We start from the raw sequence: 25,956 nt of genomic DNA on the forward strand, positions 1-25,956 counted from the left end.
GCAGGTTACTCAGCGGCTTCGATCGGCGTGGAGACCAGCTTGCCTTCGTTGATCTCGCGCAGGGCGATCGAAAGCGACTTCTCGTTCAGCTTGGTGTCAACCAGGGGCCCGACGTACTCGAAGAGGCCCTCGTGCAGCTGGGCGTAGTAGGCGTTGATCTGACGAGCACGCTTGGCACCGAAGATCACCAGGCCGTACTTGGAATCCGCTACCTTCAGCAGATCGTCGATCGGCGGGTTGATGATGCCTTCAAGGTTCGTAGACACGAATTTCTCCAAATTCCTAGCGGGCTGACGGTTCCGGCAGGTGTGGATGCGGTGTCAGCCCCATGAGTGAAACAAGCTCGTCCGCTGCCCGGCGGACGTCATCGTTGATGACGGTGTGGTCGAACTCCGGTTCAGCAGCAAGTTCCAGTTTAGCGGTTTCCAGCCGGCGCTGCTGTTCCTCCGGGGTTTCGGTCCCCCGGCCCACCAGCCGGCGGACCATCTCGTCCCACGTGGGCGGGGCCAGGAAAACGAACTGAGCGTCCGGGACTGCCGCCTTGACCTGGCGGGCGCCCTGGAGGTCAATCTCCAGCAGCACCGAACGGCCTTCTGCGATGGCCCCGTTCACGGTGCTCTTCAGGGTGCCGTAGGTGTTCTGTCCGTGGACCACTGCCCACTCCAGGAGTTCACCATCGGCGATGAGCTGCTCGAACTCCTCCTTGGTCTTGAAGAAGTAGTGGACGCCGTCCACTTCGCCGGGCCGGGGCGCCCGGGTGGTGGCTGAAACGGAAAGCCAGACCTCGGGGTAGTTGTCCCGGATGTAGGTGGACACGGTGCCTTTGCCAACAGCCGTCGGACCTGCGAGGACTGTCAGTCCCGGTTTCTTGCTCACGTATTCCTTTTGCCACGGTTGGGGGAAGGACAGGCGCGGCCTGTGCCTCAGTGCTCGTCTATAAAATCTACCAGCGCCCGGCGCTGGTGGACGCCCAGCCCACGGACCCTGCGGGACGCCGCAATGCCCAGCTGCTGCATGATGGCGGCGGCCCGGACCTTTCCGATGCCGGGAAGGGCCTCAAGCAGCTCCGAAACCCGCATGCGGGCCAGCGCATCATCCTCCAGCGCGGAACTGATGATATCCGCGGCCGACCTGTCACCGTTCCGTAGGCTCTCCTTGGCAGCAGCCCGGGTAGCCCTGGCCGCGGCCGCCTTGCCCAGGGCCTCGGCCCGTTCAGAAGCGGATAAAGGTCGCAGGACCATCACGGACACCCCCGGAGTCGGCGGATTTCATCCAAGGGCGGCCGCCCTTGGACCTGTCCTGAAACTACCCTTTGGTGCAGCCCGAATCAATGCATCCGGACAATTGGCGGCCTATTCGCCCCGCAGTCCCGCCAGCGTCCGCAGGGCGGCCTCACGCAGTCCGCGGATTTCCGGTCCCGCCGCGAGGATGTCGCGGCTCGATGTTCCCAGGACGAGCGGGTAGGCGTCGCCGAACGTGGTCCTCAGCCCGGCCGGGGTAGCCCCCTGGGCACCGAGCCCGGGTGCCAGGATGGGTCCACGGACGGCGGCGAGGTCCAGTTCCAGGTCTGCCAGGGCGCTCCCCACGGTGGCGCCGACCACCAGGCCGACGGAGCCGAGGCTTCCGGCGTACCGTGAGTTCTCCGCGGCCGCGGCCTCCGTGATCCGGCGGGCCACGGAATCCTTTCCGCCGACGTGCTGGACCGAGGCGCCTTCGGGGTTGGACGTCAGTGCCAGCACGAATACGCCGCGCCCGGTTTCCGCCGCGAGGTCCAGCGCGGGGCGCAGTGACTCGAAGCCGAGGTAGGGGCTGAGCGTGACGGAATCGGCGGCGAGCGGGGAGCCGTCCCGGAGCCAGGCGTCGGCGTAGGCGGCCATGGTGGAGCCGATGTCGCCGCGCTTGGCGTCGGCGACGGTGAGTACCGACTGGTTGCGGGCTTCAGCCAGGATCTCTTCCAGGACGGCCAGGCCGGCCGATCCGTGGCGCTCGTAAAGTGCCACCTGCGGCTTCACCGCGGCAGCGAGGGAAGCCACTGCCTCCAAAGCCGTCAGCGAAAACCGGCGCAGTCCGGCGGCGTCATCGTCCAGCCCCCATGCCTTCAGCAGGGAGGGGTGTGGGTCGATGCCGACGCAGAGCGGGCCGCGGGCGGCCATGGCTGCGCCGAGCCGGGAGCCGAAGGACTCCCGGCCGGTGCCTGGCCCCGGGGTGGTGCCGGATACCTGCTCAGGCATGCTGCAGGGCCGCCTTCTGCGATTCCGCGAGGGCTGCCGCGTGTTCCTGCAGGCTGGTAACGGACCACTGGTAGGTGCGCATGGCTTCGATGGCCTGGACCGCGGCGTTGAATTCGGCCACGGTGGTGATGCACGGGATGCCGATGGAGGTTGCCGCGGCGCGGATCTCGTAGCCGTCGCTGCGCGCCTCCCCACCGGAGGGCGTGTTGAAGACCATATCGATTTCCCCCGCCACGATCAGGTCGGCGATGGTGCCCTCACCTTCGGCGCTGCTGCCCTCGGCAACCTTGCGGACTGGAGTGGCCTGGATGCCGTTGCGGCGCAGAACGTCCGCCGTGCCGCCGGTGGAGACGATCTCGAAGCCAAGGTCCGAGAGGCGCTTGACCGCCATGATCACCGAGCGCTTGTCCCGGTTGGCCACGGAGACAAAGACCTTGCCCTCGGTGGGCAGGGCGTTGTTGGCACCGGCCTGGCTCTTGGCGAAGGCGGTGTCGAAGTGCTTGTCGATGCCCATGACTTCGCCGGTGGAGCGCATCTCGGGTCCGAGCAGGGAGTCCACCACCTTGCCTTCGAGGGTGCGGAACCGGCTGAACGGGAGCACCGCTTCCTTGACGGCCACGGGGGCGTCAAGGGGCAGGGTTGAACCGTCGCCGGACTCCGGCAGCATCTTGTAGGCGCTGCGGAGCTGGTTGATGGTCACGCCGGTGCCGATCAGGGCCGCGGCCTTGGCCATCTGGACGCCGGTGGCCTTGGACACGAACGGCACGGTCCGCGAGGCGCGGGGGTTGGCTTCCAGGACGTACAGCACGTCCGAGGCCAGCGCGAACTGGATGTTGATCAGGCCCCGGACGCCCACGCCTTCGGCGATGGCGCGGGTGGCCACGCGGACACGCTCGATGACGTTGCCGCCCAGGGTGATCGGAGGCAGGACACAGGCGGAGTCGCCGGAGTGGATGCCGGCTTCCTCGATGTGTTCCATGATGCCGCCCAGGTACATGTCGGTGCCGTCGTAGAGGGCGTCGACGTCGATTTCGACGGCGTCCTCGAGGAACCGGTCGATCAGCACGGGGTGGTCCGGGGTGATTTCGGTGGCGTTGGCGATGTAGCGGGAGAGGTTGGGCTCGTCGTAGACGATTTCCATGCCGCGGCCGCCCAGCACGTAGGACGGGCGGACCAGGACGGGGTAGCCGATCTCGTCCGCGATCTTTTTGGCGTCCTCGAAGGAGACGGCGGTGCCGTTCTTGGGCGACACCAGGCCGGCCTTGTCCAGCACGCGGGAGAAGGCGCCGCGGTGCTCCGCGAGGTCGATGGCCTCCGGGGAGGTGCCCAGGATCGGCACGCCGGCGTCAGCCAGCTGCTGCGCCAACTTCAGCGGGGTCTGGCCGCCGAGCTGGACGAAGACGCCCATGACGCCGCCGGTACGTTCCTCTGCCGCGATGACCTCCAGCACGTCCTCGAGCGTGAGCGGCTCGAAGTACAGGCGGGTGGAGACGTCGTAATCGGTGGAGACGGTTTCCGGGTTGCAGTTGACCATGACGGTCTCGTAGCCGGCCTTGCGCAGCGCCATGGAGGCGTGGACGCAGGAGTAGTCGAATTCGATGCCCTGGCCGATGCGGTTGGGGCCGGAACCGAGGATCAGGATGGACGGCTTGGAGTGCAGCGCAACCTCGTCCTCCTCGTCGTAGGCCGAGTAGTGGTACGGGGTGTACGCGGCGAACTCGGCGGCGCAGGTGTCAACGGTCTTGTAGACGGGGCGGATGCCCAGGGCCTGCCGGACACCGCGGACGACGGCCTCGGAGTTGTGGGTCAGGGCGCCGATCTGCTCGTCGGAGAAGCCGTGGCGCTTGGCACGCTGCAGCATCTCCTTGGTGAGGGCTCCGGCCTGCCGGATTTCGTGGGAGATCTCGTTGAGCAGCTGGAGCTGGTCCAGGAACCAGGGGTCGATCTTGGTCGCTTCGAAGAGCTGTTCCACGGTGGCGCCGCCCAGGAGGGCGCGCTGGACCTGGTGCAGGCGTTCGGTGGTGGGACGCTTGGCCTTCTCGATAAGCTCTGCCACTTCGTATTCCGGGACGCTGCTGAAGTCCAGCTGCGAACCCTTCTGTTCGAGGGAGCGGAGCGCCTTCTGCAGGGCTTCGGTGAAGTTGCGGCCCATGGCCATGGCTTCGCCCACGGACTTCATGGTGGTGGTCAGGGTGTCGTCCGCGGCCGGGAACTTCTCGAAGGCGAACCGCGGGACCTTGACCACCACGTAGTCAAGGGTGGGTTCGAAGGACGCCGGGGTCTTCTGGGTGATGTCGTTGGGGATCTCATCCAGGGTGTAGCCGAGCGAGAGCTTGGTGGCGATCTTGGCGATGGCGAAGCCGGTTGCCTTGGATGCCAGCGCAGAGGAGCGGGAGACGCGGGGGTTCATTTCGATGACCACCACGCGGCCGGTGGCGGGGTCGATGGCGAACTGGATGTTGCAGCCGCCGGTGTCAACGCCCACTTCACGGATCACGGCGATGGCTACGTCGCGGAGTTTCTGGTACTCCCGGTCGGTGAGGGTCAGGGCCGGCGCCACGGTGATGGAGTCGCCGGTGTGAACGCCTACGGGGTCGAAGTTTTCGATGGAGCAGACGACAACCACGTTGTCGTTCTTGTCCCGCATCATCTCGAGCTCGTATTCCTTCCAGCCCAGGATGCTCTCTTCGAGCAGCACCTCGCTGGTTGGGCTGTACTGCAGGCCCTGGCCGACGATGCGGCGCAGGTCATCCTCGTTGTAGGCCAGGCCGGAGCCCAGGCCGCCCATCGTGAAGGAGGGGCGGACGACCATCGGGTAGCCGAGGTCACCGGCGGCGTTGAGGGCCTCGTCCATGGTGTGGATGATGTGGCTGCGGGCGGATTCGGCGCCGCAGCGCTCCACGACGCCCTTGAACTTTTCGCGGTCCTCGCCGAGTTCGATCGCGGCGATGTTCGCGCCGATCAGCTCCACGTTGTACTTCTCCAGCACACCGTTCTTGTCCAGGGCGATGGCGGTGTTCAGCGCGGTCTGGCCACCCAGGGTGGGAAGCACGGCGTCGGGGCGCTCCTTGGCGATGATCTTCTCCACCACCTCGGGAGTGATGGGTTCAACGTAGGTGGCGTCGGCGAACTCGGGGTCGGTCATGATGGTGGCCGGGTTGGAGTTCACGAGGATGACGCGCAGGCCCTCCTCCTTGAGGACCCGCAGGGCCTGCGTGCCGGAGTAGTCGAATTCGGCGGCCTGGCCGATGACGATCGGGCCGGAACCAATGACGAGGACGCTTTTGAGATCTGTACGTTTCGGCATTACTTCTTGTCCTCAGTCTTGTTGTGGTTGGCGGTCTTGGTGTCCGCCATCAGGTCGATGAACCGGTCGAACAGGTAGGCGGCGTCGTGCGGGCCGGCCGCAGCCTCGGGGTGGTACTGGACGGAGAAGGCCGGGATGTCCAGGCAGGCGAGGCCTTCCACGACGTCGTCGTTCAGGCTGATGTGGGTGACTTCCACCCGGCCGTAGCGTGCCTCCGGAGCCTGGGTGGCGCCGTCGAGCGGTGCGTCCACGGCGAAACCGTGGTTCTGGGAGGTGATTTCCACCTTGCCGGTGCGGCGGTCCATCACGGGCTGGTTGATGCCGCGGTGGCCGTAGCGGAGCTTGTAGGTGCCAAAGCCCAGTGCGCGGCCCAGGATCTGGTTGCCGAAGCAGATGCCAAAGTAGGGCAGCTTCTCGTCCAGGACAGAGCGCAGGAGCTTGACCTGGGCGTCGGCGGTGGCGGGGTCGCCCGGGCCGTTGGACATGAAGAAGCCGTCCGGGTTGACGGCCTTGACGTCCTCGAGGGTGGCGGTGGCCGGAAGTACGTGGACCCGGACGCCGCGCTCGGCGAACCGGACCGGCGTCATGGCCTTAATGCCGAGGTCGATCGCCGCGATGCTGAAGCGGGGTTCACCCTCCCAGCCGTGGTCCTTGGGTTCCACCACATAGGCTTCGTCGACGCTGACTTCCTCGGCCAGGCGCGAACCCTCCATGGGGGCACTGGCCAGGACGGCGTCGAGCAGTTCCTTGTCGGTGCCCTGCGCCGCCTCGCCGGAGAAGATGCCGGCGCGCATGGTCTTATGCTCACGCAGGTGCCGGGTGATGGCGCGGGTGTCTACACCCTGGATTCCGACGATGCCCTGGGCCACCAGCTCCTCGTCCAGCGACCGCTCGGAGCGCCAGTTGGAGGGACGGCGGGCGGCGTCGCGGACAATGTAGCCGGCCACCCAGATGCGCCGGGACTCGGCGTCGTCATCATTCACGCCGGTGTTGCCGATGTGCGGCGCCGTCTGCACCACCAGCTGGCGGGCGTAAGAGGGATCGGTAATGGTTTCCTGGTAGCCGGTCATGCCGGTGGCAAAGACGGCCTCGCCCAGGGCGGTGCCGGTGGCACCGTAGCTGGTGCCGCGGAAAATGCGTCCGTCTTCGAGGACCAGGGCTGCCGGAGCGGAGGTGGTTGCTGTCAATGTATTCGCTTTCACTGTCTTACTTTCCACTGGTGGCACCAGCCGCTGGGGCTGACGAAATCAATTCCTGAAGGGCCTGGTACAGCACGTCCTTGTCCGCGGCGCGGCGGGTTCGGAAGCCGGTATCCAGTTCATGCGTGCCGTGCGTCCATCCGAGCACCAGGAGGCCGTCCTTTTCCACGAACTTCCCTGCCATGCCGCTGTCCTGGCGGACTTCGGTGAGGGAGGCTGCGGGGATGTACAGCGCAGGTGCGCCGGACCGCCCGTAGAGGACGCCGTGCGGGTACACCTCGAGGGTGGAGTTGGTGCGGATGCCCAGCCCGTGCACGGCGATCCGGTCAAGCCAGTCACCGGCCGTCGTGGTGGCCACGTACTGCCCTTCGGCGGCGGCGGTGGGCTCGCCCGGGGCGGAGGGCGCCGGGGGCAGTTGTTCGACGTCGGACTGGCGCTTAAGGCGGTTGCGCCAGCCCACTGCGAGGAGGACAAACACGACGGCGACCACCGCCAGCATGGCAAGGCCGGGAAGGATCTTATCCATCAGGCAGCGCCTGCGGGGGTTGCGGCGGAGTCCGGGTGGGGCGTGTTGAGGGCACCGTCGAGGACCGTGGGGTGGCCCCTGAAGAAGGTTGCCACCACCTTGCCCGGGAGTTCCCTGCCCTTGAAGGGCGAGTTGCGGCCCATGGTGGCCATCTTGAAGGGGTCCACCGTCCAGCGCGCGGCCGGATCCACCAGGATGAGGTTGGCTGGTTCCCCCGCTTCGATGGGCCTGCCCTGGTCGGCCAGCCGCCCGATCTTCGCTGCCGCGCTGGAGGTGACCCGGGCGAAGTCGGCCCACGTCATCAGTCCGGTCTCAATCATGGCGTGCTGGACCACGGACAGGGCGGTTTCCAGTCCGGTCATGCCCATGGCAGCCTGCGCCCACTCGCATTCCTTGTGCTCGCTGGGGTGCGGTGCGTGGTCGGTACCCACAACGTCGATCGTGCCGTCTGCCAGGCCGGCGCGCAACGCCTGGACGTCCGCGTCGGTGCGCAGCGGCGGGTTGACCTTGAAGACGGGGTCGTAGCTGCGGACCAGGTCGTCGGTCAGCAGCAGGTGGTGCGGGGTGACCTCCGCCGTGACGTCGATGCCGCGTTCCTTGGCCCAGCGGATGATCTCCACAGATCCTGCCGTGGACACGTGGCAGACGTGCAGGCGCGAGCCGACGTGCTGGGCCAGGAGGACGTCGCGGGCAATGATGCTTTCCTCGGCCACGGCGGGCCAGCCGGTGAGGCCCAGGACGGCCGAGACGTCGCCTTCGTTCATCTGGGCACCGGCGGTCAGGCGCGGTTCCTGGGCGTGCTGGGCCACCACGCCGTCGAACGCCTTGACGTACTCCAGCGCGCGGCGCATCAGCACGGGGTCGTGGACGCAAATGCCGTCGTCGGAGAACATCCGTACCCGGGCGCGGGAATCGGCCATCGCGCCCAGCTCGGCAAGCTGCTCCCCCGCCAGGCCGACGGTGACCGCGCCTACCGGGCGGACGTCCACCCACCCTGCTGCCTGGCCGAGGGTGTAGACCTGCTCCACCACACCCGCGGTGTCGGCCACAGGAGTGCTGTTGGCCATCGCGTGCACGGCGGTGTAGCCGCCCAGCGCCGCTGCGCGCGTTCCGGTCTCGACCGTCTCGGCGTCCTCGCGGCCGGGTTCGCGGAGGTGGGTGTGGACGTCCACCATGCCCGGCAGGGCCACCAGCCCGGCGGCGTCGATGACGGTGGCACCATCAGCGGACAGCCCGTGGCCGATCTCGGCAATGATGCCGTCGCGGACCAGCAGGTCGGTGGGTTCGCCGCCCAGGATGGCGGCGCCCTGGATGAGGTACGTTCCGGTGTTGCCTGCCATCAGTTGCTCTCCTTGGTGGACGGGGCAGCGGCGAACGCCGGTGCCCGGGTTGCGGCTGGTTCCCGGGTGTCCCCGGAGAGCAGCAGGTACAGTGCGGCCATCCGCACGGACACGCCGTTCCGGACCTGGGCCAGGACGGTGGAGCGCGGCGAGTCCGCGGCGGCGGCGCTGATCTCCAGGCCGCGGTTCATGGGGCCCGGGTGCATGATGATGGTGTCCGTCATGCCCAGGTCGTCCAGGGCCCGGAGCCGGTTGTCGTCGAAGCCCCAGCGGCGGGAGTATTCGCGGGTGCTTGGGAAGAACGACGCGTTCATGCGTTCGCCCTGGACGCGGAGCATCATGACGGCGTCCACGCCGTTTGCGAGGGTTTGGTCCAGGTCGTAGCTGACGCTGCAGGGCCACTTGTCGACGCCGACCGGCAGCAGGGTGGGCGGCGCCACGAGCGTGACTTTCGCTCCCAGGGTCCGGAGCAGCCAGACGTTGGAGCGGGCCACGCGGGAGTGCAGGACGTCACCGGCGATGGCCACCCGCATGCCCTTGAGGTCCGTTCCTTCGGAGCCCGTTCCGGCCAGGCGGGCCCAGTGCCGCCGCATGGTGAAGGCGTCCAGGAGGGCCTGGGTGGGGTGCTCGTGGGTGCCGTCACCGGCGTTGATCACGGCTGCATCGATCCAGTCCGTGGCGGCCAGGCGGTGGGGTGCGCCCGACGCCCAGTGACGGATCACGACGGCGTCAGCACCCATGGCGGACAGGGTCTGGGCCGTGTCCTTGAGGGACTCGCCCTTGGAGACGGAGGATCCCTTGGCGGCGAAGTTGATGACGTCGGCAGAGAGCCGCTTGGCCGCGGCTTCGAAGGAAATGCGGGTGCGGGTGGAGTCCTCGAAGAACAGGTTGACCACGGTGCGGCCGCGCAGCGCCGGAAGCTTCTTCACTTCCCGCTCGCCCACGGCCGACATTTCCTCGGCAGTGTCAAGGATGCGGATGGCGTTCGAAAGGCTCAGGTCCCCGGTGGACAGGAGGTGTTTCATGCGCCGCCCTCAATGACGACTTCGTTGACCGGCGCGCCGGCGTCGGAGGTGTCCGTTTCTTCCAGCCGGACCCTGACCTTTTCCGCGGAGGAGGTAGGCAGGTTCTTGCCTACATGGTCGGCGCGGATGGGGAGTTCGCGGTGGCCCCGGTCGATCAGGACCGCGAGCCGGACGATCCGGGGGCGGCCGAGGTCAACGAGGGCGTCCAGCGCGGCGCGGATGGTGCGGCCCGAATAAAGGACGTCGTCGATCAGCACCACGACTTTGTTGTCGATGCCGGTCCGGGGCAGCCTGGTGGGGTACGGCGGCCGCGTGCCCTGGTGGGAGAGGTCGTCCCGGAACATGGTGACGTCGAGCTGGCCCACGATGGCGGCGGCATCGACGGTGTTGTCTGCGGCAGCGATTTTTTCGGCGAGACGCACGGCCAGCGGGTATCCGCGGCGGGGAATGCCCAACAGGACCAGGTCCCGGGACCCCTTGTTGGCTTCGAGGATCTCATGGGCGATACGAGTGAGGGCCCGGTCAATGTCCGCCTGGCTGAGGACAACCCTGGCTGGAACCGGTGCGCTGGTGACAGATGTCAACGCTCGTCTCCCCTTTCCCCGCCTCACAGGACGGAATTAAAAAAGGAATGTTTGCTGTTCAAAATTACCACACGGACTTTCCCGGTCCGGTGCCGTGGGAACGCGGCGCTGATCACATTCCAGCGGTCCGATGCGGGGGTTCTTTGTGGTGCGGAGGTACGCGCCTAGGCTTTCGGATATGGCGATGTACCCGCAGCAACCCCCTTCCGGGCTTCCCGACGACCCCTACCGCGGCACGCCCGGCCCCCTGCCGCAGCAGGCCAATCCCAGCTGGATGGGCCACGTACACCCGGAGCACTACCGGACCGCCCCGGGCCACCAGGGCCAGCCGCTGGCCGTGATGGCCCCTGCCCGGGCAACGGCGCCGCGGCTTCGCGGCGGCCTGGCAGGCCTGTCGGTCGCCGGCGGCATACTGGCGTTCCTCAGCCTGTTCCTGGTGGTGCCGTTCCTGCTGTCCAACACCGGGGCCGCAGGCTTCCTGATCGGCTTCCTGGCGTCCCTGGTCCCCCTGGCCGTGGTCCTGGCCGCCGTCCACATCATCGACAGGTGGGAGCCGGAGCCCAGGCGCCTGCTGTTCTTCGCTTTCACGTGGGGTGCGGCGGTGTCCGTTGCCGTGACGCTGTTGATCCAGCCGTTCTTCGTCTTCGCGTTCCAGTTCACCGGAGAACCGGACCTGCGGACCTACATGGCAACAGTGCAGGCGCCCATCGTTGAGGAATTCGCCAAATCGCTTGGATTGTTGATCCTCCTCCTCGCGGCGCGCCGGCAATTCGACGGCCCCGTGGACGGCGTGGTGTTCGCCTTCACCATCGCCGGCGGATTCGCGTTCACCGAGAACATCCTCTACTTTGGCCGTGCCATTGCAGAGTCCGCATCCCCTGCCGGCGGCCTCGCCCAGGTCTTCTTCCTCCGCGGCGTCATGTCCCCGTTCGCCCATGCGATCTTCACCGGCACCACGGGCCTGGTGATGGGTTTCGCCGCCCGGCGCTGGCATACGGGCGCATCAATAGGTGCATTCTTCGTGGGACTGCTGCCGGCCATGTTCCTGCATAACAGGTGGAACAGCATGGGCCAGGGGTTCCTGCTGGATTACATCGTGGTCCAGGTACCGATCTTCCTGCTCGCGGTGGCCGGCATCATCTTCCTGCGGGTGGCGGAGAAACGCCTGACCCGCCAGCGCCTGCTGGAGTACTCGGCCGCGGGCTGGTTCACCCCGGCCGAAGTCCAGTTGCTGGCTACGGTGGGTGGCCGGCGCACGGCCCTGGCGTGGGCTGCAAGGTCGGGACGGAAACGACAGATGAAGCAATTCCTGAAGGCAGCCACCCAGCTGGCCAACACCCGGCAGCGCATCCTCAGTGGACGCGACGTGCCGCTGCACCAGGCCGAAGAAAGGCAGCAACTCCAGCACATCCTCTCCCTGCGCGCGGCGGTGGCCGGCTGACGACCGGCCGTCAACGCAGAAGGCCCCGCCGGTGGCGGGGCCTTCTGCTGTCACGGTGCATTGTCCTTGGGTCAGGCGAGCAGTGACGGCTTCAGCTGCTGCAGCCGGCCCAGCAGGCCGTTGATGAACTGCGGAGACTCGTCGGTGGACAACGTCTTGGCCAGCGCAACTGCCTCGCTGACCGCCACCCCGTCAGGGACGTCGTCGTTGTAAAGGAGCTCCCAGGTGCCAATGCGCAGGATGATTCGGTCCACGGAGGGCATGCGCTCCAGGGTCCAGCCCTGCGAGTAAGTCTCCAGGAACTCGTCGATGGCCGCCTGCTGGGAGACTACGCCTTCAACGATTTCCACGGTGTAGGGGTTGACCACCTGGTCGGTCTTTTCGCGGCGTGCGCGAAGCACGTCGAACGCCGAAATAGAGCGCTGCTCCGCTTCGAAAAGAACATCCAGTGCCCTGCTGCGGGCTTTACCGCGGGCGCTCACTACTCAGAAACCCGGCCCAGGTAGCTGCCGTCGCGGGTGTCCACCTTGACCTTGGTGTTGTTCTCGATGAACAGCGGGACCTGGATTTCGTAGCCGGTCTCCAGGGTGGCCGGCTTGGTGCCTGCGGAGGAGCGGTCGCCCTGCAGGCCCGGCTCCGTGTAGGTGATTTCGAGGACGACGCTCGGCGGCAGTTCGATGTAGAGGGGGTTGCCGTCATGGATGGCAATGTTGACCATCTGGTTTTCGAGCATGAAGTTGGTGGCGTCGCCAACCGTGGCGCCGGAGACGGTGATCTGGTCGTAGTCGGAGGTGTCCATGAAGACGAAATCCGCACCGTCCTGGTACAGGTACTGGTAGTCACGGCGGTCTACGGTGGCCGTCTCGATCTTGAGCCCGGCGTTGAACGTCTTGTCAACAACCTTGCCGGACATCACGTTGCGCATCTTGGTCCGCACAAAGGCGCCGCCCTTGCCGGGCTTGACGTGCTGGAATTCGATGACGTTCCAGAGCTGGCCCTCGAGCTTCAGGACCGTTCCGTTCTTAATGTCGTTAGTGGTTGCCACTGGTTTCCTCTGGTTTCTTTGTCTGGCCGCGTGGTCAGATGCTGTATGCCGGGCGGGCACGCCGCAACGGCCCGCCTGCACGTGTTTGTCAAAAATCGCGTGGATGCAAAAATTCCACAACCATTCTACCGGTAAATACCGGGAAGCCTTTCCGGTGCTGCGGGACGGGGCTCAGCAGGCCAGGTCCAGGACGTCCCGGGCGCGCTGCAAGGCCACGGTGGAGGAGTAGATCTGGGCCGCATCCGCTGACTGTGCCACCCGGAGGTCCAGGGCCTTGGAGAAGGACTCAACGGCGGCCGACGTCTGGCCGGCCGCGTATTGGGTGCGTCCCAGGTATTGCAATGCGGGCGCTTCGCGGGGTGTCCCGTGCACCTCGGCGACGAGCTGGCGGAACAACTCGATGGCGCGGTCCATCCGGTGCGAGACGCTCAGCACCTCGGCCTCGAAAAGGCGCAGCCGGAATGATTCCGGGTCCTTGAACCGGGCTTCGGCAAGCAGTTCGGCGGCGTCGGAGGCATGGCCCTCCACGAGCAGCACGAAGATCGGGTCGGCAGGGTCGGTGGAGGCAGCCAGGGCCTCCCTGACCGCGTCCTCGTTGATGATCTGCGCGCGCAGGGTATCCGGGTTGATCCTGATCCCCGGGAAGCCGGCCTCTGGCCAGTCAGCGGTCCCACTCATATCGCCCTGCATCAGGAAGCAATCTCCTGGTAGGCGGCAAACAGCAGCGACGTGTCCGGGACGTCGAGGATTCCGGGCTTGGCGATGCCGTCCAGGACGACGAAGCGCAGCAGGTCCCCCCGGGATTTCTTGTCACGGCGCATACCGTCGAGCAGGCCCCGCCACCGGTCCCGCCGGTAGGTGACCGGAAGCCCAAGCCCGTCAAGGATGCTCCGATGCCGGTCGGCGTCGGCATCGCTGAGCCGCCCGACGCTGCGGGCGAGTTCCGCGGCGAACATCATCCCGACGGACACGGCGGCCCCGTGCCGCCAGGAGTAGCGTTCCACCAGTTCGATGGCGTGGCCCAGGGTGTGGCCGTAGTTCAAGATCTCCCGGAGGCCGGATTCCTTGAGGTCCTCGGAGACCACCTTCGCCTTGACCGCAATGGCCCGTTCAACGAGTTCGCGGAGCGCTTCGGAGCGGGGGTCCACCACCGCGGCGGGGTCCGTTTCGACCAGGTCAAGGATGGCGGGATCGGCGATGAAGCCGCACTTGATGACCTCGGCCAGGCCGGAAATGATCTCGTTCCTGGGCAGCGTGTCCAGGGTGTCCAGGTCCGCCAGGACGGCAGCGGGCGGGTGGAAGGCACCCACCAGGTTCTTCCCCTCAGCGGTGTTGATGCCGGTCTTGCCGCCCACGGACGCGTCCACCATGCCCAGCAGGCTGGTGGGCATGTGGATGACCTTGACCCCGCGCAGCCAGGTGGCGGCGACGAAGCCGGCAAGGTCGGTCACCGCGCCCCCGCCCACGGCAACAATGGCATCGGAGCGGGTGAAATCGTTCTGGCCGAGCACCTGCCAGCAGAAAGCGGCCACCTGGATGTGCTTGCCTTCTTCCGCGTCCGGGATTTCGGCGGTGAGGGAGGTGAAGCCGGCAGCGGCGAGCTCGTCCCGGACAGTGTCTCCGGTGAGGCGCAGGGCACGGGGGTGGATCACCAGGACCCGCCGGACGCGCTCCCCAAGCAGCCCGGGAAGGTCACCAAGGAGGCCGCGCCCGACGACGACGCCGTAGTTGTTGCCGGCACCTTCGCCGGTGACGTTGATGACTGTTGATTGCGTGTTCACTTTTCAACTTCCTGTTTGGCAGCTGCGTGGTTCCGCAGTGCTGCTTCCAGCCGGCCGCCGAGCTCAGGTATTGAGCCGTGGCGGACGTCCAGGGTGATGTCGGCCAGCCTCTCGTAGACCGGCCTGCGGGTGGCGAACATTGCCGTCCAGCGGCCCATGGCATCGCCGGCGAGGAGGGGACGGCCGGAGTTCCGGGCTATCCGGTCCGCCACGGTATCGGCGTCGCACTCCAGGTACACAACGGTGCAGCGGCTGATCAGTTGCTGCGTTCCCGAGTCGAGTACAGCCCCGCCGCCTAGCGAAATTATCGTGGGTGTGCCTTCGGCTTCCTCGACGGCGTCGGCGACGGTCCGGGCCTCGATCTCCCGGAACGCGTGCTCGCCGCGTCCTGCGAAGATGTCCGCGATGGACCCGTGGCCGGCCACGATCACCGCGTCCGTGTCGATGAACCTGGCGCCCACCTGCTGGGCGAGCTGCTGTCCGATGGCCGATTTTCCCACGGCCATCGGGCCGATGAGCACTATCGGCCGGTCGCCGAGAGGTCCGGGACTGCTGCGGTGGAGCACTACTGGCCGATCGAGTCCAGGGATACCGGGATGCTGTCCAGGTAACCCTTGATGTTGCGCGCGGTTTCCGCCACGGAGTCACCGCCGAACTTTTCAATGACGGCTTCAGCGAGGACCAGGGCCACCATGGCCTCGGCCACCACGCCGGCAGCCGGAACTGCGCAGACATCCGAGCGCTGGTGGTGTGCCTTGGCCGGCTCCCCGGTGCTGACGTCGATGGTCCGCAGGGCGCGCGGAACGGTTGCGATGGGCTTCATGGCTGCGCGGACCCGGAGGACATCGCCGATGCTCATGCCGCCTTCGATGCCGCCGGCGCGGTTGCTGGCGCGGACAATGCGGCCGTCGCCGTCCCGGACGATTTCGTCGTGGGCAGCGGAGCCACGGCGTGCAGCGGTCAGGAAGCCGTCGCCGACCTCAACCCCCTTGATGGCCTGGATGCCCATGAGGGCGGCCGCCAGCCTGGCGTCCAGGCGGCGGTCCCAGTGCACGTAGCTGCCCAGTCCGGGCGGTAGCCCGTACGCCAGGACTTCCACCACGCCGCCCAGGGTTTCGCCTTCCTTGTGCGCAGCATCCACTTCGGCCACCATGGCGTCCGAAGTTTCGCGGTCGAAGCAGCGCAGGGGGTCCGTGTCCAGGGCGATGACGTCACCGGGCACGGGCAGCGGGCGGCCTTCGGGTACCGTCACGCTGGCGATGGACACGGTATGGCTGACAAGTTCAATGCCGAGGTGCTTGAGGAACTGGGCCGCCACGGTCCCCAGTGCCACGCGGGTGGCGGTCTCCCGTGCGCTGGCGCGCTCCAGCACCGGGCGGGCTTCGTCGAAGCCGTACTTCTGCATGCCCGTGAAGTCGGCGTGCCCCGGGCGCGGCCGCGTCAGGGGCGCGTTGCGCGCCTGGTCGGCGAGGAGTCCGGGTTCCACCGGGTCGGCGGACATGATCTGCTCCCACTTGGGCCATTCGGTGTTCGCCACCTGGATGGCGACGGGACCGCCCTGGGTCAGGCCGTGCCGGACACCGCCGAGGATAGTGACCACGTCCTGCTCGAACTTCATCCGGGCCCCCCGCCCGTAGCCAAGCCGGCGGCGGGCCAGGGAGTCTGCGATGTGGCCGCCGGTGATTTCCACACCGGCGGGGACGCCTTCAATAATTCCCATCAGAGCCGGGCCATGGGATTCACCGGCAGTCAACCAACGCATAATTTCCATCCTGCCACGTAGGGCGGTCAGAACGCCCGCCGGGCAAGGCCGACTGCGTCACACATCACATCTATGACAGCTGCATTAACGTCTTCCCCGCGCCGGGTGAAGAGCCGCACCTGTTCCACGGCCTGGTACAGCAGCATTTCCAGGCCGGGCACTACGGCACCCCCGCCGGCCTGCCACACGGAAGCAATCAGGCTGGGCCACGGATCGTAGGCAACGTCCAGCAGGACGCCGGGGGTCCTGGTCTTCAGCGCCGCAATTTCCGCGGCGAGTCCATCTGCCGCGCGGGGCGGCAGGGTGGAAATGACGACGTCGGCCTCCGCAGTGGGACGGGCGGCCGCAGCCAGCGGACGGATTTCGAGGGCCACGTCCAGGCTGTCAGCGGCGGAGCGGACCTCCGACGTCCGGGACGCATCACGGACAAAGACCTGCACGGTGCCGGTGCCCAGCTCCTGCAGGGCAGCGATGGCCGATGCCGCTGTTCCGCCGCCGCCGAGGATGACGGCCGACGGGGCCGCCTTGGTGCCGGCGTGCCGCAGGGCGTTGACGATGCCTGTGACGTCCGTATTCGAGCCCACAGTCTTCACGCTGCCCGCCGATTCCTCGAACGTTACGGTGTTGACCACGCCGAGGGTCCCCGCCACCCCACGTACCTCGTCCACCTCGTCCAGCATGGCCGTCTTCAGGGGCATGGTCACCGAGAGGCCCCGCCAGCCCGGCTGGTCCCGGATCTGTCGCATGAACGCTGGCAGCAGCGCCTCCGTGACGTCGATGGCCGTGTAACTGATGCCCGCCCCGAGCTGCCCGTAGGCGGAGAGGTGCAGCGCCGGGGACTTCGAGTGGCTGATCGGGTGGCCAAGGACGGCAGCCCGCAGGCTCATGTGCAGCGGCCCGCGTTGGCCTGGCACCACGCGTTGTACTGCTCAACGTAGGTGTTGTGTTCGGCCAGCGTCTTGGCGAACTTGGTCTCCTTGGTGTCCAGGTTCACGGTCACCCAGTACAGGTAGTCGTTGGCCTTGGGCCGGGCGGCAGCGTCGATGGCGGTCTTGCCCGGTGAGCCGATGGGCCCGGGCGGCAGTCCCGGATTGGCGTAGGTGTTGTACGGGTTGGACTTGTCCTTCCGCTGCTCATCAGTGAAGTTGAAGCTCCGGGTGCCCAGGCCGTACGTGACGGCCGAGTCAACCTGCAGGAACCCGCCGGTCTGGTCGTTGGGCTTGAGCCGGTTGTAGATGGCACCGGCCACATCGCCGTAGTCGGCCTGCCCGCCTTCGGCCTGGACGATGCTTGCCACAATGACGGCCTCGTACTGTTTGGCCGGATCGGTGATGCCCTGGGATACCAGTTCGTCGGTGGTGGACTTCACCAAGGCCTGCAGGATGTCCTTGACAGGGGTGCCCAGCGGAAAGCGGTACTCGCCGGGAGCGAGGTAGCCTTCGAGGTTCTTGGCGTTGGCCGGCAGGCCGAACTGGGCCGGTTGGTTGCTGAGCGCCTGAAGTTGCTGCATGGACGCTCCGGAGCCCTCGGAGATCGCCTGCAGGGACTCGCTGATCCGCAGGCCCGCACTCAGCGCAAAGTAGATGACTTTGGTCTTGTCCTTGCCGGCCAGGACATTGACGGCATCGGCGTTCTTCATTTCGTTCTTGAAGACGTAGTCGCCGGGCGACAAGGTTGCCCCGGAGGCACGGAACGCCTGCATGAAAGTGTCCGCGTTGGCTACGACACGCTGGTTTTCCAGCTCGGTGGCGACGGAGCGCGTCCCCTCGCCGCTGGCAACGGTCACGTGCACCTCGCCGGTTCCGGGACCGGGAAAGTCCGATGGCTTCCCGTCGCCCAGCAAAGGTTTGAGGAACTGGGCGCCTACGGCGACCGCCGTCACAAAGACAGCAAGGGTCAGGAACAGGGCCAGCAGCCTGCGGCGGCGCCGGACCTTCTTGGACGGCCGCTTCACCACTTCAGCGGACGCTGCCGGGAGGATTCCGGCCACCGGGTCCACATGCGCCGACTCCGGGTGGGTGTCGCTGTGGTGGTAATCCGTCGACCCGTAGTGGCCGTGCACGTCCTCCTCATGGTGGAGGTGGGTGTCCTGGTGCGGGACGTCGTCGTGATGCGCCGCTTCCCCATGGTGCGCGTCGGCGTAGTGCACCTCGTCCTGGTGGGCGGCGTCGTCATGGTGCGCCGCTTCCCCATGGTGCGGTACGTCGTCGGGGTGGCCGAGGGGCGGCGGCGCGCCGGCGGCACCTTCTTCGGAGGTGCCGTGCACGGCGTGGTCGTCCTGGATGGACGGTGGCGTTTGCGGTGCTGCCGGGACATCTCCAGTAACGGGATGCGGGGCAAAGGTGGGCGCGGCCGCCGCGGCGGCAGGAGGTGCCGCCGGTGGCGGCGGGACGTCACCGGTTTCGTAGGCCTGCTCGGGCACGGCGTCGTGGCCACCGGTGTTGAGGCTTTTCTCCCGGGCCCGCAGTTCCTTGCGGGTCAGTGGCCTCCCGGCCCCGGGGTCCAGCGGACCGGAGGTGTCGTCAATGTTGGCAGGGCTCACTGTTGCCTTCCATTATCTGAAGATTGGTTCGTGTCCGCGGGGATGGCGCGGACGGGCTGGTCCGCCCCACCGGCCCCCAGGTCCACGGACGGGGATGGCGCTGTCACGCGTGAGCCGACATCCGCTCCCCTGGCTTTCTGCATGTCGATGGCGTGCTGAAGAATACCCGCCGCCGCGACCTGATCAACTACTTTACGGTGGTCCCTGCTGCTCATGCCAGCTTCGTGCAGGTTCCGGTGGGCCGAGACACTGCTGAGGCGTTCGTCCACGAGGTTAACCGGAACTGCCAGGCCGCGGCCGGCAAGCTCGGTTGCCAAAAGCAGTGCATAGTCGGCCGCCATCCGGGCAGACGCGTGTTCCTCGCCCTTCATGGTTTTGGGGAGGCCGACGATGACCTGAACGGCGCCAAGCTCTTCCGCGAGCTTGGCGATGACGCGCACGTCCGAATTCTTTTTAGCGTTCCGGTCGAGGGTCTTATAGGGCGTGGCAAGGATCGAATCGCGGTCGCAGATGGCCACCCCTACGCGGACGGTGCCGACGTCCACCCCCAGCTTCACGCCCTGGGGGTAGCCGCCGTCAGCAACAGCACTGGTCATGGCCCGGTTATCGCCTTGAGATGGCGTCGACGACGGCTGCCAGGGCAGCGCCGACCTTTCCGGCGTCGGTTCCGCCGCCCTGGGCGACGTCGTCCTTGCCGCCGCCGCCACCACCGAGGACACCGGCGGCGACCCGGACCAGGGCACCGGCCTTCACGCCTGCCTCCCTGGCGGCCTCGTTGGTGGCCACCAGGATCAGGGGACGGTCATTGGCGACGCCGGCGACGGCAACGGCCGCCGCACCGGAACCCAGGCGGTTGCGGAGGTCGAGGGCCAGCCCGCGGAGGTCGTCCGCGCCGCTGACGGTGCCGGCGTCATGGGCCAGCACCTGCACTCCACCGGCGTCGCGGGCGGTGTTGACCAGCTGGGCGGCCGATGCAGCAAGCTGTTCCTTGCGGAGCCGGTCCAATTCCTTCTCCGTGGCCTTGAGCTTGGCCAGGGTTGCGGAAATCCTGTCGGCAAGCTGGCCGGACGGAACCTTGAGCAGATCAGTCAGCTCAGTCACCAGCGCCCGTTCGGCCGCAAGGTGGCGGAACGCCTCCATGCCGACAAACGCCTCCACGCGGCGATTGCCTGAACCCACAGACTGTTCGCCCAGCAGGGACAGGCTGCCAATCAGCGAGGTGTTGGCGACGTGGGTGCCGCCGCAGAGCTCGCGGGACCAGGCGCCGTCGATCTCCACCACCCGCACTTCGCTGCCATAGTTCTCGCCGAAGAGCGCCATGGCACCCAGGGCCTTGGCCTCGGCCAGCCCCATGATCTTCGTTTCCACCGCGTAGTTGTTGCGGATGGCAAGGTTGGAGACCTCTTCGATCTCGGACCGCGTAGCAGTGCTCAGCCCCTCGCCCCAGGCAAAATCGAAGCGCAGGTAGCCGGCCTTGTTGAAGGATCCGCGCTGGGTGGCTTCCGGGCCCAGGATCTGGTGCAGGGCGGCGTGCACGATGTGCGTGCCGGTGTGCGCCTGCTCGGCGGCATGGCGGCGTTCACGGTCGACGGCGGCGCGCACCAGGGAGTCTGCGCCGATTTCACCTTCGCGGACAACCGCCTTGTGTACGCTCAGTCCCTTCACAGGGCGCTGGACGTCCAGGACCTCGACGACGAACCCGTCACCGGTGATCAGGCCCGTGTCTGCTGCCTGGCCGCCGGCTTCGGCGTAGAACGGCGTCTCGGCAAGCACGAGTTCGATCTCGTCACCGGTGGACGCCTGCTGGACCTGCCGGCCCGCGCTGAGCAGTCCGCGGACGCGGGATTCGCCTTCGAGTTCGGAGTACCCGGTGAAGACTGTCTCGCCCTGGCCCAGGATTTCCTGGAAGACGCTGACGTCGGCGTGGCCGCCCTTCTTGCCCTTGGCGTCGGCCTGGGCGCGCTGGCGCTGTTCCTGCATGAGGCTGCGGAACGCCGCCTCATCAACCTTCAGGCCGGCCTCTTCGGCCATCTCAAGGGTGAGGTCGATCGGGAAGCCGTAGGTGTCGTGCAGGGTGAAGGCATCCTCGCCTGACAGGGGCTTGTTGGCCGCCTTCGACTCCTTGACCGCGTCCTCGAGCCGGGCGGTGCCGGAGGCGATGGTGCGCAGGAATGCCTTCTCCTCGGCGTAGGCGATGCGGCTGATCCGGTCGAAATCGGTCGCCACCACCGGGTAGACGCCCTTCATGGCGTCGCGTGAAGCCGGCAGCAGGTCGGGCAGGCAGGCCTGCTCGACGCCGAGGAGGCGCATGGAGCGCACGGCGCGGCGGATGAGGCGGCGCAAAACGTAGCCACGTCCTTCGTTGGACGGCGTGACCCCGTCGGAGATCAGCATGAGGGCCGACCGGACGTGGTCTGCCACCACGCGCATGCGGACGTCGTCGGTGTGGTGCGGATCGTCCTCGGTTTCCGCGGAGGTGTACTCCTTGCCGGAGAGTTCGGCGGCCTTGTCGATCACGGGGCGGACCTGGTCGGTCTCGTACATGTTCTCGACGCCCTGCAGGATCATCGCGAGGCGTTCCATGCCCAGGCCGGTATCGATGTTCTTCTTCGGCAGCTCTCCAACGATGTCAAAGTCGACCTTGGAGCGGACGTTCTCGATCTGGTACTGCATGAACACGAGGTTCCAGATCTCGATGTAGCGGGTCTCGTCAGCCAGCGGTCCGCCTTCGATGCCGTAGGCCGGTCCGCGGTCGTAGTAGATCTCGGAGCAGGGTCCTGCCGGGCCGGGCTGGCCAGTTGACCAGTAGTTGTCCGACTTGCCCATGCGCTGGATGCGTTCGGCGGGGACGCCGGTGTTCTTCAGCCACAGCTCCTCGGCCTCGTCGTCCTCCTCATAGACGGTCACCCACAGCTTCTCGGGCGGAAGGCCGTAGCCGCCGTCGTCAACGCCCGTGGTGAGCAGCTCCCAGGCGAACTTGATGGCGTCTTCCTTGAAGTAGTCGCCAAAGGAGAAGTTGCCGCACATCTGGAAGAAGGTGCCGTGCCGGGCGGTCTTGCCCACTTCCTCGATGTCGCCGGTGCGGATGCACTTCTGGACACTGGTGGCGCGGGAGTATGGTGCTTCCTCGCGCGCGGTGAGGTAGGGAATGAACGGGACCATGCCGGCCACCGTGAACAGCAGCGAGGGGTCGCTGGAGACCAGCGATGCGGAGGGAACCGCGGTGTGGCCCTTGCTGACAAAAAAGTCCACCCAGCGCTTTGTGATCTCCTGCGACTTCATGAGCTGTTTTCTTACCCTTCTTGGTCCGCGCCGATGGGGCACGGGTCTTTCGTTCAGGTGGCCTGGCCCCGGATAGGGGGTCCTGCCGGTTGTTGGCTGGCTGCCGGTGTTGAGCCCTGCCGGGCCTAGCGGCGGACCACTTCAGCGGACTCGATGCCCAGGGCGGACCTCAGGTCTGTTTCCCGTTCCCGCATCCCGGCGCGGACGGCGTCGGCGAAGTCGTAGACCCCGTCGGCCAGCCGGCCCACAGAGCGGTTCAGCCCTTCCGGCCCCAGGCTGGCCTGGGCTTGGCTCACTTTTCGGAAGGCAATGACGCCGATGGCCACGCCGATTCCCATCCAGACAATTCTCTTCATGTTTATTCTTTTCGGATCTAGCGGCTGCGGCGCCCGGCGGCGGGCTTCCGTCGGTTGGCGAAGGCGCTGCGGACGCCGTAGCTGAAGGCGGCAACCTTGATCAGCGGGGAGCCGACCGTTGCGGCGACCAGCGAGGACAGCGCGGAAATGTTGGCCGAGGCATCCGAGACGTTGGACGAGATGCCGTCCACCTTCTTCAGCTGCTGGTTGGTCGTGGAGACGGTGGCCGTGACCTCGTCCATGAGGGGCGTGGCGCCGTCGCTCAGGGACCTGATGGTGGTCCGCACCTCATCGAAGACTTTTCCCAGCTTCAGGATGGGGACCGCAAGCAGCAGGACCAGGAGCGCGAACACCCCGGCAGCGATCAGGCCGGCAATATCGCCACCAGACATAGACGTTCATCTCCTCGAAATTCCGTGGTTGGGTTCCAGCCTGCCCGCGACCGCAAAGGGGCGCCGCGCAGATGTCTCCCAAGTACCTTACATACAAAGAAGCCCGCGGCGCTTGCCACGGGCTTCTTTGGGTACGCTGCTGGGATTTAGCGTGCGTAGAATTCGACGACGAGCTGCTCTTCGCAGGTCACCGGGATCTCGGAACGCTTGGGGCGGCGGACCAGGCGGGCCTGCAGGGCTTCCAGCTTGACGTCCAGGTAGGCCGGAACGGCAGGCAGGACGTCGCGGTGGGCGCCGGCTGCGGCAACCTGGAGCGGAACCATGGTTTCGCTGCGGCTGTGGACGTGGACCAGCTGGCCCTCGCCGACGCGGAACGACGGACGGTCAACGCGGACGCCGTCAACCATGATGTGGCGGTGCACAACCAGCTGGCGGGCCTGGGCGATGGTGCGGGCAAAACCGGCACGCAGCACCAGGGCGTCAAGGCGCATTTCGAGCAGTTCGATGAGGTTCTCACCGGTCAGGCCCTTGGTGCGGCGGGCTTCTTCGAAGGCACGGGTCATCTGTGCTTCGCGGATGCCGTACTGTGCACGCAGGCGCTGCTTTTCGCGCAGACGTACGGCGTAGTCGGAGTCCTGCTTCTTGCGGGCGCGGCCATGCTCACCGGGGCCGTACGGACGGCGCTCCATGTACTTGGCGGCCTTGGGGGTCAGGGCAATGCCGAGGGACCGCGAGAGGCGGGCCTGACGGCGAGCACGAGTGTTGTTAGCCACTTGTGTCCTTCCAATATCTGCGGTGTGTCAGTGTTACTGGCCTCCACGATGGAGAGCATCGGCCAACCGCTGCCTTTTGCTACTGGGCACAGGGCATAACCTTGCCAAACTGAATTGGGGAGATTGTGCGTCCGCGCCTTGCCAGACAAAGATTCAGCTTACCACGCCATCACGTGCCCCGGACAATCCTCCGCAGGCGCTCCAGCCGTTGGGCGATGTCCCGTTCAGCACCGTTGCCGGTGGGCTGGTAGTAGTCGCGGCCCACCAGGTCATCGGGCGGATACTGCTGGGTGGCCACTGCGTGCGGCGCGTCGTGGGCGTACTTATAGCCAACACCGTGGCCCAGCTGCTTGGAGCCCGGGTAATGGGCATCGCGCAGGTGGGCGGGAATTCCGACGCCGAGGCCGGCCCGGACATCTGCGATGGCTTTGTTGATGCCCATGTAGGCGGCGTTCGACTTGGGGGCGGTGGCGAGGTGGACCACAGCCTCCGCCAGGATGATCCGGCCCTCGGGCATGCCAATGAGCTGCACGGCATGTGCTGCTGCGACGGCGGTCTGCAGCGCGGTGGGATCTGCCATGCCCACGTCCTCGGCCGCGGAGATGACGATCCGCCGGGCCACGAACCGGGGGTCCTCCCCCGCCTCGAGCATCCGGGCAAGGTAGTGCAGGGCCGCGTCCACGTCGGATCCCCTGATGGACTTAATGAACGCGCTGGCCACGTCGTAGTGCTGGTCCCCGGCACGGTCGTAGCGGACGGCGGCCGCATCCAGGGCGCGCTCGGTGTGGCGCAGCTCCACGGTGACCGGCTCTTCGGCGGCAGGTTCGGAAGGTGCGCCGTCCTCCCCCACTGGACGTTCGACGTCGTCCGCGTCACCGAAAGCGACGCCCGCAGCGGCTTCCAGGGCGGTAAGCGCCCTGCGGGCGTCGCCGCCGGACAGCCGGACCAGGTGCTCCAGGGCTTCCTCGCTGAGCCGGACCTTGCCGCCCAGCCCGCGCGGATCCTCCACGGCCCGCACCAGGAGGCCCTCGATGTCCGCATCCGTCAAGGGCTTGAGCGTGAGGAGCAGGGAGCGGGAGAGCAACGGCGAGACCACCGAGAAAGAGGGGTTTTCCGTGGTGGCAGCCACGAGGACCACCCACCGGTTTTCGACGCCGGGGAGCAGGGCGTCCTGCTGGGCCTTGTTGAAGCGGTGGATCTCGTCCAGGAACAGCACCGTGGTGGTCTTGTAGAGGTCGCGGGCGGTCAGGGCGTCGTCCATGACCCGCCTGACATCCTTGACGCCGGCAGTGATGGCGGACAGCTCGACGAACTTCCGGCCCGGCCCCCGCGCAATGACGTGCGCCAGCGTGGTCTTGCCGGTACCTGGAGGGCCCCACAGGATCAGGGAGCTGGGTCCGGCCGGACCGGCGGCGTCCGCGCCTGCCCCGGCCGCCAGCTGGCGCAGCGGCGAGCCCTGGCCGAGCAGGTGCTGCTGGCCCACCACCTCGTCCAGGGTGCGGGGCCGCATGCGAACGGCAAGCGGGCTGCGCGGCGAACCGTTGCCCCGGGAACCGGCGCTCTCCCTGGCGGCGGGACGGTCGTCGTCGTCGTTTTCTGGCCCGTTCCCGAAGAGATCATCCACATAGATAGGCTACTTGCAGTCCGGCACCTGCTTTTCCCCTCCCCCTGACCGCAAGGAACCGCCATGCACGCCCCCGGCCACTCCGGCGCCCAGTCTTCCGTGAGGACAGCATTCGTGTCCGGCCCGCGGCTGCCGGGCTGGGCGGAACGCTTCGGCACCTCCCACGGCGGTTACCGGTTGCAGGACGGCGACGACGGCCTGCTCCTTGTGGCGGCCGACGGCGCGGAGGCGCTCCTGCAGGCTCCGTGGCCGGCCGATGGTCGTCCGGGCCGCGGCACCGGACCGCTGGAGCGGCTCGCTGCACTTGCTTCCCAGCCGCGCCGGCTGGGACTGCTGCTGGTGAGGCGGGGCGGATACGGCATCGGGGTGGCAAGTGAGGGCGTCCTGCTCGCATCAAAGGCGGGCACGCGGTACGTCCAGTCCCGCACCGCGGCGGGCGGCCAGTCCCAGCAGCGCTTTGCCCGCCGCCGTTCCAACCAGGCCGATGCCCTGGTGGGCGCCGTGGCGCAGCAGGCCGTGGAGGTGTTCCGCGGGGCGGCCTTTGAGTATGTGGTGCCCGGCGGCGACAGGACCCTGGCGGACCTGGTCCTCGCCGAGCCGCTGCTGCGCGGGTACGCACGCTTGCCGCGCCTTGCCTACCTGGACGTTGCCGAGCCCCGGACCGCCGTGTTGAAGAAGGCCGCGGCGGATGCATGCTCGGTGCGGGTCACGGTGACGGATCCGGGTTAGCCGGCCGTCCTTGATTG

The 25,956-nt window shown here is 67.2% G+C and carries 26 protein-coding genes; 2 read left to right on the forward strand and 24 right to left on the reverse strand.

Going from position 1 to position 25,956, the window contains the following annotated elements:
• Positions 1 to 5: 5 nt before the first annotated feature.
• From rpoZ to pyrR, 10 genes are all read right to left on the reverse strand, one after another.
• Positions 6 to 266, reverse strand: coding sequence for a DNA-directed RNA polymerase subunit omega (gene rpoZ, locus PV772_RS02770; RefSeq protein ID WP_026264487.1), 261 nt, complete (start codon positions 264 to 266; stop codon positions 6 to 8).
• Positions 267 to 282: 16 nt separating this feature from the next.
• Positions 283 to 876, reverse strand: coding sequence for a guanylate kinase (gene gmk / locus PV772_RS02775; protein WP_141160358.1), 594 nt, complete (start codon positions 874 to 876; stop codon positions 283 to 285).
• Positions 877 to 923: 47 nt separating this feature from the next.
• Positions 924 to 1,241 carry an integration host factor, actinobacterial type gene (gene mihF / locus PV772_RS02780; RefSeq protein ID WP_210411227.1) on the reverse strand — a complete coding sequence of 106 codons (318 nt, stop codon included), beginning with the start codon at positions 1,239 to 1,241 and terminating at the stop codon, positions 924 to 926.
• Between the two features lie 111 nt (positions 1,242 to 1,352).
• The gene (gene pyrF, locus PV772_RS02785; RefSeq protein WP_347885279.1) at positions 1,353 to 2,231 is read right to left on the reverse strand and encodes an orotidine-5'-phosphate decarboxylase; all 879 of its coding nucleotides are present in this window, start codon (positions 2,229 to 2,231) and stop codon (positions 1,353 to 1,355) included.
• Entirely contained in the window at positions 2,224 to 5,538 is a 3,315-nt protein-coding gene (carB, locus tag PV772_RS02790; protein WP_141160355.1) for a carbamoyl-phosphate synthase large subunit, read from the reverse strand. Before carB ends, pyrF begins: the two co-directional genes overlap by 8 nt.
• Positions 5,538 to 6,725 carry a glutamine-hydrolyzing carbamoyl-phosphate synthase small subunit gene (gene carA, locus PV772_RS02795; protein ID WP_347885280.1) on the reverse strand — a complete coding sequence of 396 codons (1,188 nt, stop codon included), beginning with the start codon at positions 6,723 to 6,725 and terminating at the stop codon, positions 5,538 to 5,540. The genes carB and carA overlap by 1 nt, the downstream gene beginning before the upstream one ends.
• A gap of 19 nt (positions 6,726 to 6,744) precedes the next feature.
• Complete coding sequence (locus PV772_RS02800; protein WP_141181646.1) at positions 6,745 to 7,263, reverse strand: hypothetical protein; 519 nt, start codon at positions 7,261 to 7,263, stop codon at positions 6,745 to 6,747.
• Complete coding sequence (locus PV772_RS02805) at positions 7,263 to 8,603, reverse strand: dihydroorotase (protein ID WP_347885281.1); 1,341 nt, start codon at positions 8,601 to 8,603, stop codon at positions 7,263 to 7,265. The genes PV772_RS02800 and PV772_RS02805 overlap by 1 nt, the downstream gene beginning before the upstream one ends.
• The gene (locus PV772_RS02810; protein ID WP_347885282.1) at positions 8,603 to 9,628 is read right to left on the reverse strand and encodes an aspartate carbamoyltransferase catalytic subunit; all 1,026 of its coding nucleotides are present in this window, start codon (positions 9,626 to 9,628) and stop codon (positions 8,603 to 8,605) included. Before PV772_RS02810 ends, PV772_RS02805 begins: the two co-directional genes overlap by 1 nt.
• Positions 9,625 to 10,212 carry a bifunctional pyr operon transcriptional regulator/uracil phosphoribosyltransferase PyrR gene (gene pyrR, locus PV772_RS02815; RefSeq protein ID WP_141160350.1) on the reverse strand — a complete coding sequence of 196 codons (588 nt, stop codon included), beginning with the start codon at positions 10,210 to 10,212 and terminating at the stop codon, positions 9,625 to 9,627. The genes PV772_RS02810 and pyrR overlap by 4 nt, the downstream gene beginning before the upstream one ends.
• 178 nt (positions 10,213 to 10,390) lie before the next feature.
• Between pyrR and PV772_RS02820 the strand changes: the two genes are divergently transcribed.
• A complete protein-coding gene (locus PV772_RS02820; protein WP_347885283.1) occupies positions 10,391 to 11,653 on the forward strand; it encodes a PrsW family intramembrane metalloprotease in 1,263 nt (420 codons plus the stop codon).
• Between the two features lie 71 nt (positions 11,654 to 11,724).
• Here the strand turns inward: PV772_RS02820 and nusB are convergent, their stop codons facing one another.
• From nusB to PV772_RS02890, 14 genes are all read right to left on the reverse strand, one after another.
• Complete coding sequence (gene nusB, locus PV772_RS02825; protein ID WP_347885284.1) at positions 11,725 to 12,135, reverse strand: transcription antitermination factor NusB; 411 nt, start codon at positions 12,133 to 12,135, stop codon at positions 11,725 to 11,727.
• Entirely contained in the window at positions 12,135 to 12,698 is a 564-nt protein-coding gene (efp, locus tag PV772_RS02830; RefSeq protein ID WP_141160347.1) for an elongation factor P, read from the reverse strand. The genes nusB and efp overlap by 1 nt, the downstream gene beginning before the upstream one ends.
• Before the next feature lie 171 nt (positions 12,699 to 12,869).
• A complete protein-coding gene (locus PV772_RS02835) occupies positions 12,870 to 13,388 on the reverse strand; it encodes a tetratricopeptide repeat protein (RefSeq protein ID WP_141160346.1) in 519 nt (172 codons plus the stop codon).
• Entirely contained in the window at positions 13,388 to 14,479 is a 1,092-nt protein-coding gene (gene aroB / locus PV772_RS02840) for a 3-dehydroquinate synthase (RefSeq protein ID WP_347885285.1), read from the reverse strand. The genes PV772_RS02835 and aroB overlap by 1 nt, the downstream gene beginning before the upstream one ends.
• Positions 14,476 to 14,985, reverse strand: a complete 510-nt coding sequence (locus PV772_RS02845) for a shikimate kinase (protein WP_246839679.1) — start codon at positions 14,983 to 14,985, stop codon at positions 14,476 to 14,478. The genes aroB and PV772_RS02845 overlap by 4 nt, the downstream gene beginning before the upstream one ends.
• A gap of 59 nt (positions 14,986 to 15,044) precedes the next feature.
• A complete protein-coding gene (aroC, locus tag PV772_RS02850; RefSeq protein ID WP_347885303.1) occupies positions 15,045 to 16,244 on the reverse strand; it encodes a chorismate synthase in 1,200 nt (399 codons plus the stop codon).
• Positions 16,245 to 16,267: 23 nt separating this feature from the next.
• The gene (locus PV772_RS02855; RefSeq protein WP_141160343.1) at positions 16,268 to 17,128 is read right to left on the reverse strand and encodes a shikimate dehydrogenase; all 861 of its coding nucleotides are present in this window, start codon (positions 17,126 to 17,128) and stop codon (positions 16,268 to 16,270) included.
• On the reverse strand, positions 17,125 to 18,783 hold the full coding sequence (mltG, locus tag PV772_RS02860) for an endolytic transglycosylase MltG (RefSeq protein ID WP_347885286.1): 1,659 nt from the start codon (positions 18,781 to 18,783) through the stop codon (positions 17,125 to 17,127). Before mltG ends, PV772_RS02855 begins: the two co-directional genes overlap by 4 nt.
• Positions 18,780 to 19,379, reverse strand: coding sequence for a Holliday junction resolvase RuvX (gene ruvX / locus PV772_RS02865; RefSeq protein WP_141160341.1), 600 nt, complete (start codon positions 19,377 to 19,379; stop codon positions 18,780 to 18,782). Before ruvX ends, mltG begins: the two co-directional genes overlap by 4 nt.
• A 7-nt stretch (positions 19,380 to 19,386) precedes the next feature.
• On the reverse strand, positions 19,387 to 22,065 hold the full coding sequence (gene alaS / locus PV772_RS02870) for an alanine--tRNA ligase (RefSeq protein ID WP_347885287.1): 2,679 nt from the start codon (positions 22,063 to 22,065) through the stop codon (positions 19,387 to 19,389).
• 125 nt (positions 22,066 to 22,190) lie between these two features.
• On the reverse strand, positions 22,191 to 22,421 hold the full coding sequence (locus tag PV772_RS02875; RefSeq protein WP_246839678.1) for a DUF6167 family protein: 231 nt from the start codon (positions 22,419 to 22,421) through the stop codon (positions 22,191 to 22,193).
• 17 nt (positions 22,422 to 22,438) lie between these two features.
• Complete coding sequence (locus tag PV772_RS02880; protein ID WP_141160339.1) at positions 22,439 to 22,813, reverse strand: DUF948 domain-containing protein; 375 nt, start codon at positions 22,811 to 22,813, stop codon at positions 22,439 to 22,441.
• 146 nt (positions 22,814 to 22,959) lie between these two features.
• On the reverse strand, positions 22,960 to 23,586 hold the full coding sequence (gene rpsD / locus PV772_RS02885; protein ID WP_009357431.1) for a 30S ribosomal protein S4: 627 nt from the start codon (positions 23,584 to 23,586) through the stop codon (positions 22,960 to 22,962).
• A gap of 169 nt (positions 23,587 to 23,755) precedes the next feature.
• Positions 23,756 to 25,210: a replication-associated recombination protein A gene (locus tag PV772_RS02890; protein WP_347885288.1), complete on the reverse strand. Its 1,455-nt coding sequence runs from the start codon at positions 25,208 to 25,210 to the stop codon at positions 23,756 to 23,758.
• A 63-nt stretch (positions 25,211 to 25,273) separates the two neighbouring features.
• Between PV772_RS02890 and PV772_RS02895 the strand changes: the two genes are divergently transcribed.
• On the forward strand, positions 25,274 to 25,939 hold the full coding sequence (locus PV772_RS02895) for an acVLRF1 family peptidyl-tRNA hydrolase (protein ID WP_141160337.1): 666 nt from the start codon (positions 25,274 to 25,276) through the stop codon (positions 25,937 to 25,939).
• The last annotated feature ends 17 nt before the right edge of the window (positions 25,940 to 25,956 follow it).

The organism is Pseudarthrobacter sp. CC12 (assembly GCF_039907755.1).
Taxonomy (GTDB): domain Bacteria; phylum Actinomycetota; class Actinomycetes; order Actinomycetales; family Micrococcaceae; genus Arthrobacter; species Arthrobacter niigatensis.